We start from the raw sequence: 13,053 nt of genomic DNA on the forward strand, positions 1-13,053 counted from the left end.
GTGTTTTCTGGCTGCTCTGGTCTTGGTTTTCATTTAGGAGGTAGTCTTGATATTACGCTTGGTACTATTAGGCAGCTCCGGGTCCAACCACCCCTGCCCCTCCTTGTCCAAGGAGGGGAGTCGGCTACTGCTGATGGTCAGGTATAAGCGTTGTAGCTGGGTGCTTCCCCTGCTGTAGCTGAACACACCCCTGCCCCTCTCAAGAGGGGAATCAGAAACGATTGAAACACCCCTCTAGCTCCCCTCAAGGGGAGGGTTCCTAAGCGAGCAGGTATGGCGTGTCGGAAGCGTTGGCAGGTATAGCAGACATACTTACAACAGAATCTACAGAGCAGTGCCTTGAACCAGGTGCACCCATGACGATTTTTTGTTCGAGCGGTCAGCGAGTTCAAAATCGTCTTGATTTTTTTGCTTACTTTTTTCATCAAGGAAAAAAGTGAGGCCCGCCCGGCCAGGGCAAGCTATGCAATAACGCGGCGAGCAAATTGCAAAGACAGTTACTACAAAGCAACAACTGATGCTTCCTGTAAAAAACTCTCTATAAAAGCAAAAGCCGCGAATCTCGCGGCTTTTGCTCCAAACAAACAATCAATAACAAACAAATAGCTAAGCTGGTGTCATGGTCTTCTCACGGTCCCAATGGCGGTGCTTTTGAATGGCCTCAACGAACTTAGTCGCAAACTCTTCAGCGTCGGCATCGTTGCCAGCCGTGATAACGCCTTTGTGTGACATCACCTTTCTGGAGTCTTTTTCAGCCAAGTCGATGCCTACCACGAAGGCTTTCTGCAGCAAGGCGATGCCATGGCCGGAAGTGGCGACGGTTTTACAATGCTTGAAGGCCTCACTGATGAAATGGAGCGCGTCGCCTTTCATAGCCATGGCCCGTATGCTGTTCTCCCCATCCGGGATGTAAACGGCATCGTACATGATGGAGCCGGTGGTGACATGGCTCTTGTCCACTTCGAGTTCCTGACCCGAACTGGAAAGCCGCTTACCCAGGAGCATCGAAACGATTTCGGACTGTGCGCCGGCTGCCTTCAGTGCTTCCTGCACTTGCATCACCTCGTTGTACTCAAAACCGTTCTCCACTAAAATGGCCACTCTTCTGGTTTTGGCACTTTCGATTTTGTTTTTCTCCATACTCACGGCATCCGACGTAGATACCGACTTACCTTTTTTCATTTTGTGTGAGGCCTCATTGTCTTCGTAGTTGCCCGTTGATTCCACATCCATCCCTTTAGGCACTTCCACCCCGATGCCAGCTGCCACCAAGGCCGCAAAAGTAGGGTCCACTTTGTAGAAATTAGCCAGCTGCCGCTCCCGGATGGCCTTGTTCTTCACTTTACCCAATTCGAAGTGCGCAGCCGATACCAGGTGGTCCTTCTCCGGCTCTGTGAGTGAGTTCCAGAATTGAGTGGCCTGGCTGTAGTGGTCGTTGAAGCTTTCGCTGCGGGCGCGTATCTTGTGTCCTTCCACTTTCTCCTGGTGGTGCACATAGCCGCCCATGTTTTCTGGCGCCATCATGGGGCAGCCATTGTCAATAGAATTCGGCCAATAGTTCGCCTTGCCTTTGCCTATCGTCATCTTCATGAAGCCAGCACCGTGGTGGTTGTGCACCGGGCACACCGGGCGGTTGATGGGCACCTCCGTGAAGTTGGAGCTGTTGAAGCGGTTGAGCTGCGTGTCCAGGTACGAGAAAAGGCGGCCCTGCAGCAGCGGGTCGTTAGTGACGTCGATGCCCGGCACCAGGTTGCCCGGGTGGAAGGCCACCTGCTCTGTCTCGGCGAAGAAGTTGTCAGGATTGCGGTTGAGGGTCATTTTGCCGACCGGCCGCAGCGGCACCAGTTCCTCTGGTATGAGTTTAGTGGCATCAAGCAGGTCAAAGTCAAACTTGAACTCGTCTTCTTCTGGCACGAGCTGCACCGATAATTCGAACTCAGGATAGTTGCCCTGTTCAATGGCCTCCCACAGGTCGCGGCGCAGCCAATCCGGGTCTTTTCCGCCTAGTTTCTGTGCCTCGTCCCAAACCAGCGAGTGCGTGCCGATGGTGGGGCGCCAGTGGAACTTCACGAAAGTAGCCTTGCCCGCTTCGTTGATGAAACGGAAGGTATGCACGCCAAAGCCTTGCATCATGCGGAAACTGCGCGGAATGGCGCGGTCAGACAGAACCCACATCAGCATGTGTGTGCTCTCCGGCATGAGCGAGGAAAAGTCCCAGAAGGTGTCGTGTGCGGCAGAGGCCTGAGGCATTTCGCTGTCCGGCTCCGGCTTGATGGAGTGCACCAGGTCTGGGAACTTGATGGCATCCTGAATGAAGAATACAGGTATGTTGTTGCCCACCAAATCGTAGTTGCCTTCCTCGGTGTAGAATTTGGTGGCAAAGCCACGCACATCACGCACCGTGTCAGCGGAGCCGCGCGAGCCGACCACCGTAGAGAAGCGCACGAAAACCGGGGTCTTCGTGTTGGGGTTGGTCAGGAACTTGGCCTTGGTGAAAGCTTTCAGGGAGTCGTCGTAGGGCTGGAAGAAGCCGTGGGCGCCGGAGCCTCGGGCGTGCACCACCCGCTCCGGGATGGACTCATGATCGAGGTGCGTCATCTTCTCCCGGAAGTGGAAGTCCTCCATCAGGGTAGGCCCACGGGAGCCTGCTTTCAGGGAGTCATCGGTATGGTTGATGCGTAGCCCCTGGTCGGTGGTCATGTACTGGTCTTTGGGGTCTTCCCGGAACTGCTCTAATTGTTTGTCTTTGCTGTTTTCATCCACTCGGAAGGATTTCTCCTTCTTGTTGTCGTTTTTCTCCATGTTCTGGTTTGTTTTAGCTTGAATCGTGTACGGTTTGGATTAGGATTGCTGCGGGAGCAATGCAGGCTATACCTTCCAAATGCAGCTGCCTCCGGGGCAGCGTATGCCTTTGAAAGGATACGACTTATAAATTTGTTGGGTTGGGAAAAGTTTTGTTTTACAAAATTAAAATTAGATTAAAATTAGATTAATCGAAGTGGCTGGAGAACCCCAAAAAATGTCATGTATAGGTATGGATGGTCAAAGAACAGACCGCCAGAAAACATTTCCATACCTGACTTGTGGCAGGAACACCTGAATTATACCACAGTTCGTTTGTTTGTCGGAAGCTTGCAGGTATAGCTAATGAGGGGGTAGGCAGGAGGGAGTTTTGTGCTTTTAGGGGAGTCAGGGGCACAGGTTTTTCAGCAGGTATCAGCCAGAGTGGCTCCTGAGACTTGGGTTCTGGAAAGGCGGGTGTCGTACGATTAGGTGGTCAGTTCCTTCCGTCCGAAGTGATACTCATCGTCCTTGAGGTAGAAGTCGCCGCACTTCTGCAGGATGGTCAGGTTGTCCAGCTTTATCTCCCAGTTGAAGTTGTAGTTGAACAGGAAGGTGAGCACCGGTCCCATCATGTCGGGCGTGGTGTCGCCGAGGGCGAGGGAGATGTGCGGCAGCCACATGTTGGGGTTGTAGTAGATGCCCATCTCGCTGCTCATCTCCGATATGTCTCGGTGCAGGCGGGCGTGCAGCTGGTTCAGGGGAGGCGTGCGCAGCACCGGTATGTAGATGACAGGCGTATCGCCCGGGAACACGCCCAGCCCGGTGGTTCGGATTGAGAAAGGGTTCGTTTCGCGGCAGGTCTGCTCCAGGTACTCCCGCAGTTCCTCCATGTCCGGAATCTCAGCTGTGAGGAGGGTGAGGTGGGGGTATGGAGTCATTTTAACCCCGGCCAGACCAAACTTCTTCTCCAGTAGTTCCGTCAGTTCAGTGACACGTTCAGAATGGGATTGGTCAAGTAAGGAAGTAACCGCTATCATAAAAAATTTCTTTGTAGGCGCCGCTCAGCATCAAAAGAACACATCATTTCTGAAAGCACAAAACTATAGAACGAAGTCCTGCCCATATTGTTTAACCATCGGAGCCTGTATTTGTAGCGGGTGAACAAATACTTTTTACGTATTGGAGCAGCTTTAGTCTGCTTGTAGAAGGAGGCGGGGCACTGCCAGATATCTTCTAAAATGAGTACCTTTGCGTCTCAGCATTCTGTTACACATGATTTCTATCAACAACCTCAGCTTTCATTTCGGCAGCCGCCCGATGTACGAAGACGCCAACCTGCACATCAAGCCGAAGGACAAAATCGGTCTGATAGGCCTGAACGGCACGGGCAAGTCGACGCTGCTTCGCATCATTGTGGGGGAGTACAAGCCGGACGGCGGCAGCATCCAGATGAGCAAGGAGACCACCATCGGCTTCCTGAACCAGGATTTGCTGAGCTATGAAACGCATGAGAGCATCCTGGCCGTAGCCATGCAGGCCTTTGACGAGGCCCTGAGCCTGCAGAAGCAGATAGACAAAGTGCTGGTGGAGTTTGAGAACAACTTCCATGACAACCTGGTGGACCGACTGGCGGCATTGCAAGAGCGGTTTGAGGCGCTGGGCGGCTATACCATGCAGGCCGAGGCCGAGGCCATACTCGAAGGCTTGGGCTTCACGACGGAGGAGTTGCAGCAGCCGCTGGCTTCCTTCTCGGGTGGCTGGCGCATGCGCGTGATGCTGGCCAAGATACTGTTGCAAAAACCTTCGCTGCTCCTCCTCGACGAACCAACCAACCACCTGGACCTTCCTTCCATCAAATGGCTCGAGACCTACCTGGAGCGCTTTGAGGGGGCAGTGGTTATCGTGTCGCACGACCGTGAGTTCCTCGATAAAACCACCAACACCACTGTGGAGGTCTCTAACGCCAAGCTGAACCTGTACCCCGGCAACTACAGCTTTTATGTAGAGGAGAAGGCCATGCGCAACGAGATACAGAAGGGAGCCTATGAGAACCAGCAGGCGCAGATACGACAGACAGAACGCTTTATTGAGCGCTTCAAGGCCAAGGCTACCAAGGCCAAGCAGGCGCAAAGCCGCATGAAGCAGCTGGAGCGCCTGGAGCGCATCGAAGATGTGGCACCTGATGCCGCCAAAGTAAACTTCAGTTTCCGGTTCAACACGCAGCCGGGCCGCCACATCCTGCGCTTGGAGCACATGAGCAAAAGCTACGGCGATAAAGTCATTTTCCGGGATACCAACGTGCACGTGGAGCGTGGCGATAAGATAGCCCTCATCGGTGGAAACGGTAAAGGTAAATCCACGCTGTTGCGCATCATCGCCGGCACAGAGCCCATCAAAGGGAAGCGCGAATTGGGACACAACGTCATCATGTCCTTCTATGCACAGCACCAGTTGGAGTCCCTCTCCGTGGAGAATGAGATGCTGCAGGAACTGCAGCAGGCGGGCTCTGGCAAGACGGAGGTAGAACTGCGCACGCTGCTGGGTTCTTTCCTTTTCACCGGCGAACAGGTGTTCAAAAAGATAAAGGTGCTATCGGGAGGGGAGAAGTCGCGGGTGGCGCTGGCCAAAACGTTGATTTCAGAGGCTAACTTCCTAATGCTCGACGAACCGACCAACCACCTGGACATGCAGTCGGTGAACATCCTGATTCAGGCCCTGGAGCAGTACGAAGGAACGTTCATCATCATCTCGCACGACCGTTATTTCGTGGAGAACGTGGCCACTAAAATCTGGTATATTGAGGATTACCAACTGAAAGAATATCCAGGCACCTACCACGAGTACGAAGCATTCCAGGAGAAACGCGATAAAGAGCTGAAGAAAGAGGCGGCCATTGCGCCCGCCCCTAAAAAAGAGGAACCCAAGCCTAAGCGTGACAATGCGGAAACCAATGCGTTGAACAACCAACTGAAGCAGGTGAACCGACAGCTGAGCGAAGTGGAGAAGAAGGTGCAGCGACTGGAGCAGGAACTGGCCCAGTATGAGACACAGTTGGCCGACCCCAAGGTATACGGCAACGTGAGCTTGTTGCAGGAGACCTCCCACAAGTTTGAGGCGGTACAGAAAGAGCTGGATGCGACACAGACGCAATGGGAGAATCTGATGCTGGAGGCAGAGGAGTTGGAAGGAAAACTAAACTAGTCTGGGCAGTGCTGAGCGAAAGCAGCGGGGGCAAAGTCTCCGCTGTTTTTTTGTTTCTGATTAGGTATAATAGTGCCTGCTGGGAGGCTAATCCTTTAAAGCTGCCAGGGCTGTGGGTATACTTTCTCATACTCGACCTGATTTGCGTGATAGGTATGCCGAAAGCATAAGAAGATAGTGCAAAAAAGGTGCAATATTTTTGATTATATAGTTTTGATAATATATTTCAAAGGTATATATTTAGTTATATTTCCTACGCCACCATCTATGAAACAAATTTACACCTTTCTCATGGCCTTGCTCTTGGCTGGCCTGGCGCATCAGGTATGCGCTCAAAAACCCACTGAAATTTCCGTGCGGCAGCAACGGCTGAAGTTCATCTACTCACATGAGGGCAGACAGCTCAATAATACCGAACTGTACTACATGCTCAATGGCCATGCCGGCGCGAAAAGGGAGCTAAAAAGGGCACAGAAGAACTCTCTGCCGGCTACCTTGCTCAGCTGCGCCGGAGGCATTCTGCTGGGGTACCAGGTCAGGAACCACATCACAGGCGACAGGCCAGACTGGGCTTTGGCCGGTGTCGGGGCTGGGCTGCTGGTTCTGCAAATCCCGTTTTCTGGCGCCGTCATGAAGCGGAAGCAACTGGCAGTCTACCACTACAACCAAGGATATGCAGGTATGTGAATGCATAAGCATGGTAGTTAGTGCAATTTCCTTTCGAGGATTCTCTCTACAGCTTTGCTCATCTGGTGCAATTTCATAGGATAACTCCTTTTTGTTTTAATGTGCCGCTGTTGCTGACATCATCTGCAGGAGGCTGCTTTGTCTGGAAAGGTATAGGTATGCCTGAGAGAAAATAATTTAAGTTTTATATCTCAAATCACTGGCTGTGCATCATTAATTATAGCTTTCAGCAGGTGTGCTACTTTGCCTGAAAACAGATAAGGAGCGACGTCGTAGTATAGTATAACTTTTTTGTTATATGATTAAGGCGCTCTTGTATGAAAAACCTATACAAACTGCTTTCAACGATACTGATTCTTGTGTTTACGGGTCCGCTCTATGCCCAGAGTACGGGTGTGGTAATGGTACGGAAAAAAGGAATCTCTTTTGCCTATTACCTCAACGGGCAGCAGCTGGACAAGAATGGACTTCATTACGTGTTGCAAAGCAACGCAGCGGCTAACGATGCCCTGAGACTCTCTCAGAGAAATGCCATACCTGCTAAAACGCTGGCCTTTGCCGGAAGTTTTCTGGTAGGCTATTCGGCAGGTACACATTTAGTGGGCAGCAAGCCGAATTGGGCGTTGGCTGGGGCCGGTGCAGGCTTTGTGGCTTTGAGTTTCCCCTTCTGGAGAGCCAAGATGAGGCAGGAGCAACGCGCCGTATACCTGTACAACTCCCAAACGCCACCTGCTATCGCCAAAAAGAAGCTGCTCTACCAACTCGACTATGCCCCGACAGGCGCCAAGTTGAGCCTTACTTTCTAATATTCTAGAGACAAGGCCCATTCATAGAATTAGTTAATAGCTGCGGGCAACTCAGCTATACCACTCGGCTGTTCCTGTAATCGTCCCGCCTTTGTCCAGAGAAACAGGTATAGACGGAAAGGCAAGGACTAATATGCAGCAGCTTACCTGACAAACCCCATGCGCAGGTGCAGCGGGAAGAGAATGGGTCGTTTGGTGTTGACGCTCCCCCAATCACGCTGCAGCTTCTCCTCCAGTTCATCCACCGGATTCGTGTTGTTGGCTTTGATGAACTTCTGCACACTCGACCAGGTGTTGAAATAGCCCAGCAGCTTTGGCAAATCCCAATCGTATTGCATGCTGAACGCAGGTGTTTGAAGTTCCTCAAAGGGGAAGGGGATGGTGGTATAGGCATCGTCAATGAGTTGGCGTTCCTTGTCCCAGTAATCGTTCAAGGTATGGTGGTAGAAGGTGCCGATGTGTGCATCCACTTTCGGGTCAATCTGCAGCAGGCCATAGCACCAGGCGGCTATCACCGCCCCCGGCGTCGTCACACGCTTCACCTCCTGGTAAAAGTGCTCCAAGTCAAACCAGTGCAGGGCCTGTGCCACAGTTACGAGTTGTACTTGCTTATCTGGAAGGAAGGATTGCTCTGCGCGCGATTGCTGGTAGCGGATGTTCGGCTTTTGTATGGCGTGGGCTAGCTGCTGTTCGCTGAGGTCTGTGGCGTATACCTGCTCAAACTCCTGGGCGAGCCTTGCCGCCACTTGTCCGTTGCCGGTGCCGCAGTCCCAGGCGCATTGCCGGAGTTCCACCTGCTGTAGGATAAAGCGATAGAGCTCCTCGGGGTAGGTGGGGCGGTACCGGGCATAACCACCGGCTTGGCCTGAAAAATTGTCGATGGGTGCTTTCATAGGTTTATCTTACGATTATTACGACAGATGATGACCGAAGAGCCAGCTGCCGTTCATTGTATCAATGGCAAGGTATAGCATCTCATCCCGCTCATTGTACTGAGTACAAACCAAAGGCCTCCGCCGGGAATTTGATATCCCGACAGAGGCCTTTGGTTTGTAAGTTGCAGAAATTACTGAGCAGTCACGGCTTTGAAAGCATTCACGCGTCCGTAGCCATAGAGTGGGTCACGTCCTGGCATGCCCAAGTCATCAGCTGAGGCGCGCATTCTAGCCAGTACATGGGCTGGGTCCATAGAGCCGCCGTTCTGACCGATGATGAGCGCTGCCACGCCTGCCGCATGCGGACCGGCCATGCTGGTGCCTACTGACCAGTAGTACGATGCTCTGGTAGGGTCCAAGTTGCTGCCTGTGCTGAACACGTAGTCAAACACGTACACATACTGACGTATGCCACCTATTGTAGCTATCTCAGCACCAGGGTACTGATAATCGCCGCCTGGGGCTGCGAAATGAACGTCAGCAGTACCGAAGTTGGAGTAGGAGGCGAAGCCGTCAAGTGAGGTGGTGGCAGGAGCGAGCGCCCAGCCAGTTGGTGCAGTAGCCGAAATAGAAATCACGCCTGTGGAGGCTGAAGGGATGTGCAGCAGCGACTTGTCAGCGTTGCCATTGTTAGCATCGTTACCGGCAGAGGCAATTACGGTCACGCCGTTTTTGGTGGCATAGCTCGTGGCACGGTTAATGGCTATCAACAGTTCCTGCACCGCCTTAGTATCGCTCACGATGAAATCATCCGTTGGGTCGTCAGGAGTACCGTTGTCATCCAAGAACTTGCCGTTGCGTGGTATGGCAGCACCCAGGCTCATGTTGATGACATCAGCGCCCTGCTGTGTGGCATGCACAATGCCTTCCATCATCCAGCCAAAGGAGCCGGAGCCTCCATCACGCAGCACTTTCACCAGAATCAGTTCTGCCTCAGGAGCCACGCCTATGATGCCTGTACCGTTATCAGCGGCGGCAATGGTGCCGGCTGTGTGGGTGCCGTGGCTGCCTACCCCAGCAAGGGCATAAGACAGCTGCTCACCTGGTACAAAGTTCTTGCTGGCCGCTATGTCGATGTTGGGAGCCAGGTCAGGGTGGTCCAAGTCGAAGCCGCTGTCCAGCACGGCTACACGCACGCCTTTACCTCTTGCGCCAGCATTCCAAGCGGCAGGTGCCTGTATGGCCGCATGTCCCCATTGCAGGTCGAAGTAACGGTCATTGTCTCCACTGGCCGGCGGATTTCCAAAGTCTTCTAGCTCCACCACTTTCTGTTCTTCGGGATTGTACCACTGCACTTCCAGGTCACGCACGACGGAGCGCACACCCGAGATTTTAGAGGCTTTGGCGGCAAAGTTCGGGTCTTCGGAATACACCGAGGCCACACCTGCCTGCGAAATGAGGCTCGTCACCTTGCCATTGGCAGAGGCCACGGCATTCTCTATACCTGCCGGAAGGGTTTCTGAAGTAGAAAGCACGAGGTAGTGGTTTTTGCGCAACTTCACGTTAGACGCTGGGGAGCCTTGCAGGGCTGCTACTGCCTCCTGGCTCATGGTGGCATCCGGCGCCATGTCTTCTTCAGGGTTACAGCCAAGCAGGCCTACAAAGGCAAAAAGGGCAGGGTAAATCAGCTTCTTACGGGTAAAGGTCGTGTTAAGCATGTTATTAAAATTATAAGGTTGAAAAATATGAAATCAATTTCTAGCCTACCAGCTAACAGAGCGCTATTCAGCTATATAGCCCTGCCCTGATTAGGATATAACTTGGTTAAAGGCTGCCGTTAGCAGTCCCGGGAAGAAGTGGTGGTATGGTGAACAGAACGTTGATGGAGGTAAACTTACCTGTTGAATTGGTAGGTATACCTAAGGCGCTTGTGCGTAGGTTGTTACTGCAATTAGATTTTAGCATTACGGCCTGCTTTTTAAAAAAGTTATACCCTTTTCTGCAAATATTTATATCGCAAAAAGACTATTTAATCGAATCCATAGCGTCAGGCCAATAAATGACTTTAAATTTTATCACTATTTTTTTGCAGTCGTCTTACCTGGTATGGAAGATTTATGGAATGTATGGAAGCGGAGCTTGTGCCTAGGTATGGCGAGAGTGCCTTCACGCGAGGCCCGGTATTGTCTGCCTTTGACCCGAATCAAGATGAACAGCCGCCAAATTTCACCTCCACAGCGAACATGAGCAAGGACGTTTAACCTTAGCCGTTGGCACCACAGAATAAGTGCGCACAAGTGGGGAAGCCCATTCTCCAATAACCCATAAATCTTAACTTCTAATTCTTGATTTTGTCTCAAGATTCAAGATGTCGTTTTGACTCATTAACCCTTTTTCGCTGCCGATGCTGCATACAGGCTCGAAGAGGAGCTGGGTCGAGTTTTGGCCCTTCAGCAACGAGCTCATCAAGCAGATTTTGGTAGATAGAAAGTGAATGGGTAAGATTCTGTCTGGAGCCGAACCTTGTTGGCTGTTCCAGCAGGCAGTGTTATACCTTCACTTTCTGGTGCAGGAGGTAAACAAGGAGGTAAGGTAGTTATACACTTGAGGCAGCCACGCTACTGAACTACATGACAGGCAGCACCGTAAGCTTTCATAGGTACTATTAAAAGATAATACTATGAAAACATTTACATACAAGAACCTACTGGCAGGTATAGCCATACTCTTTTTCCCTTTGATGATGGGCTGTTCGCTGCTTTCAGGCGGCAACCCGACCAACGACCCCCAGATAAGCGCACAGCAGGAAGAAATACGTGCCCTGGAGCTGGAGGTGCGCGAAGCGGAGCGCTTTGCCGAGGAGGCCAAGCAGCGCGAAAAGGCAGCCAAGAACCGTTTGAAAGCAGCGGAGCACGAACTGAAAGCCTTGCAGGAGCAGGTCAAGCGGAGAAACTCCTACTAGCATTCCGGCTATACCTGGGCTGTTAACAGAATCCCCAACCACGCGGCTGGGGATTTCTATTTATGGCTACCATCGGCAGCTTCTGTCTGCCTTGCCTGGCTTATTTTTAGGATTGCTGAAGTACCAAGAGAGAGGGCCTTAGCATATTTTGCAAATAGGCTAGGGTAGAGGTATGGGGAGACTTCTCGGAGAGGGGGTGTTCGAAGCCAGAACCGGGAGGCCCTGCTGTCGTTAAAATTAGGAAACAATGTACAACCCTAAACAAAAAGCTATGGAACGATACGATAGAGACAACTACGGAAACGGGCAGCACGAGAACAGGTATCGCGATGACTACGGATACCACAACGACCGCGACATGCGTAATTCCTTTGAACACGATTACCGCCAGCATCACAATCACCAACAACAGGAGCACCACCATTTGCATCATGACGACCGTTTCGGCAGGTACCAGTCTCACCCGGATGACAGCAGGGGCCGGGAGTACGCCAGCGACTTCCGGAGAGGGCAGCCGAACCAAGGCGACTTGCGTCGCGGCTATGGCATCTCCGGCTACGACGGCATCTCCGACCGCTTCAATACCCTCAACAATCCGGATAACGCCCGGGACTATGGTGAAAACGATACCTACTACGGCGGCAGTCGCGATGGTTTTACGGGCACCCGCTTTGGCGGAGGTATAGGCGAGGCCTTCCCCAGCTCCCATCATGGCGTTCCGGATACCACCTATGGCCTCCGAAACTTTCATGATGACGAAGGCACCGGTATGGGCAGTTCCTATGGCGGCTCCAATTACGGCGGCGGAACGGGCTATGGCGGTGGCCATCGGGGAGGGTCCTTTGGCAGTACACAGTACGGCAGCTCGTCGGGCAACTATGGCGGTTCCGGCTCCATGAGCGGCTCACGCAACAGCCTGAGCGACCGCACCTCGCACAACTCAGACCGTGGTACTACCGAATATGGAGGGTTCTAAGGGAGAGCACAAACTTGTCAGATTTGGTGTTTATCGACTGGCTCAGGCAAGTGCCTCAAATAATAAATTAAAATTTTGAAGGATTTTCGAACCTTCTATATATACAGTCGTATATATAGTCAAAATGCTTTAGCTCATTTTGCTTTAAATAGAAGAAGCCCCGAAGGTGAACGGTCGGGGCTTTTTTCTGTCTATACCTGTCTGTGCCATTTGTTCACTCATTCCCTCGGCAACTCATGTGATGCTAAGTAGTCCAGCAGGCTGGTAGTCGCTGCCTGCTCACCGTCCGGGGTGAGGTGGAGCATGTGCCGGCCTTTGGTGTTATCCCCGGTTCCCTTCCTTACAAAGTTTAAGTCTATCAGCTGCTGCAGGGTTTTATTCAGCAGGAAGATATCCAGGTGGCGACTGATGCCAAGCGCCTTCACCTCAAAAGATGCCATGCTACCGCCATGGGCATGCAATGCCTTCAATATCACATCTGCCACATGACTTTCTGCGGTATCCATTTAGGTTGAGATTTAAAACGGTGCAATTTGTGCCTGTTCTGTCTAACGTAAGTTTTTGTATTTTGATAGAGATGGGTGCAAAGTGTTTGCTTTGATGGCTTCTCCTGGCCAGGTATACCTTCTAAATGGTTAGTTTGAATAGGATTATATGTATGTTTGGCTTTAATGGCTGCGTTATAAGCCTCGCAGTACGAGGTGCAATACACCTCAAATAAAAACAGTCCCTTCATACAGATTTATGCGAGGCTTTGCATTG

The 13,053-nt window shown here is 51.9% G+C and carries 10 protein-coding genes; 5 read left to right on the forward strand and 5 right to left on the reverse strand.

Going from position 1 to position 13,053, the window contains the following annotated elements; all coding sequences use genetic code 11:
• Positions 1–606: 606 nt before the first annotated feature.
• Together B051_RS0107310 and B051_RS0107315 are read right to left on the reverse strand one after the other, a co-directional pair.
• Positions 607–2,802: a catalase gene (locus tag B051_RS0107310; protein WP_018477536.1), complete on the reverse strand. Its 2,196-nt coding sequence runs from the start codon at positions 2,800–2,802 to the stop codon at positions 607–609.
• 467 nt (positions 2,803–3,269) lie between these two features.
• Positions 3,270–3,821 carry a 2'-5' RNA ligase family protein gene (locus B051_RS0107315; RefSeq protein ID WP_018477537.1) on the reverse strand — a complete coding sequence of 184 codons (552 nt, stop codon included), beginning with the start codon at positions 3,819–3,821 and terminating at the stop codon, positions 3,270–3,272.
• A gap of 235 nt (positions 3,822–4,056) precedes the next feature.
• On the opposite strand from B051_RS0107315, the gene abc-f reads away from it, so the two are divergent.
• The 3 genes from abc-f to B051_RS0107330 all read left to right on the forward strand — a co-directional run bounded on the left by abc-f (position 4,057) and on the right by B051_RS0107330 (position 7,478).
• Complete coding sequence (abc-f, locus tag B051_RS0107320; RefSeq protein ID WP_018477538.1) at positions 4,057–5,985, forward strand: ribosomal protection-like ABC-F family protein; 1,929 nt, start codon at positions 4,057–4,059, stop codon at positions 5,983–5,985.
• A gap of 267 nt (positions 5,986–6,252) precedes the next feature.
• Entirely contained in the window at positions 6,253–6,672 is a 420-nt protein-coding gene (locus B051_RS0107325; protein ID WP_157578679.1) for a hypothetical protein, read from the forward strand.
• Positions 6,673–6,989: 317 nt separating this feature from the next.
• A complete protein-coding gene (locus B051_RS0107330; RefSeq protein ID WP_018477540.1) occupies positions 6,990–7,478 on the forward strand; it encodes a hypothetical protein in 489 nt (162 codons plus the stop codon).
• A gap of 143 nt (positions 7,479–7,621) precedes the next feature.
• On the opposite strand, the gene B051_RS0107335 is transcribed toward B051_RS0107330, so the two are convergent.
• Complete coding sequence (locus B051_RS0107335) at positions 7,622–8,371, reverse strand: class I SAM-dependent methyltransferase (protein ID WP_018477541.1); 750 nt, start codon at positions 8,369–8,371, stop codon at positions 7,622–7,624.
• Between the two features lie 173 nt (positions 8,372–8,544).
• On the reverse strand, positions 8,545–10,071 hold the full coding sequence (locus tag B051_RS0107340) for a S8 family peptidase (RefSeq protein ID WP_018477542.1): 1,527 nt from the start codon (positions 10,069–10,071) through the stop codon (positions 8,545–8,547).
• Positions 10,072–11,033: 962 nt separating this feature from the next.
• Here B051_RS0107340 and B051_RS0107350 point away from each other — a divergent pair.
• Positions 11,034–11,315: a hypothetical protein gene (locus B051_RS0107350; RefSeq protein WP_018477545.1), complete on the forward strand. Its 282-nt coding sequence runs from the start codon at positions 11,034–11,036 to the stop codon at positions 11,313–11,315.
• Between the two features lie 271 nt (positions 11,316–11,586).
• A complete protein-coding gene (locus B051_RS0107355) occupies positions 11,587–12,291 on the forward strand; it encodes a hypothetical protein (protein ID WP_157578681.1) in 705 nt (234 codons plus the stop codon).
• 218 nt (positions 12,292–12,509) lie between these two features.
• Here the strand turns inward: B051_RS0107355 and B051_RS0107360 are convergent, their stop codons facing one another.
• A complete protein-coding gene (locus tag B051_RS0107360; protein ID WP_018477547.1) occupies positions 12,510–12,797 on the reverse strand; it encodes a hypothetical protein in 288 nt (95 codons plus the stop codon).
• Positions 12,798–13,053: the final 256 nt, after the last annotated feature.

It is taken from the genome of Pontibacter roseus DSM 17521 (assembly GCF_000373265.1).
Lineage (GTDB): Bacteria > Bacteroidota > Bacteroidia > Cytophagales > Hymenobacteraceae > Pontibacter > Pontibacter roseus.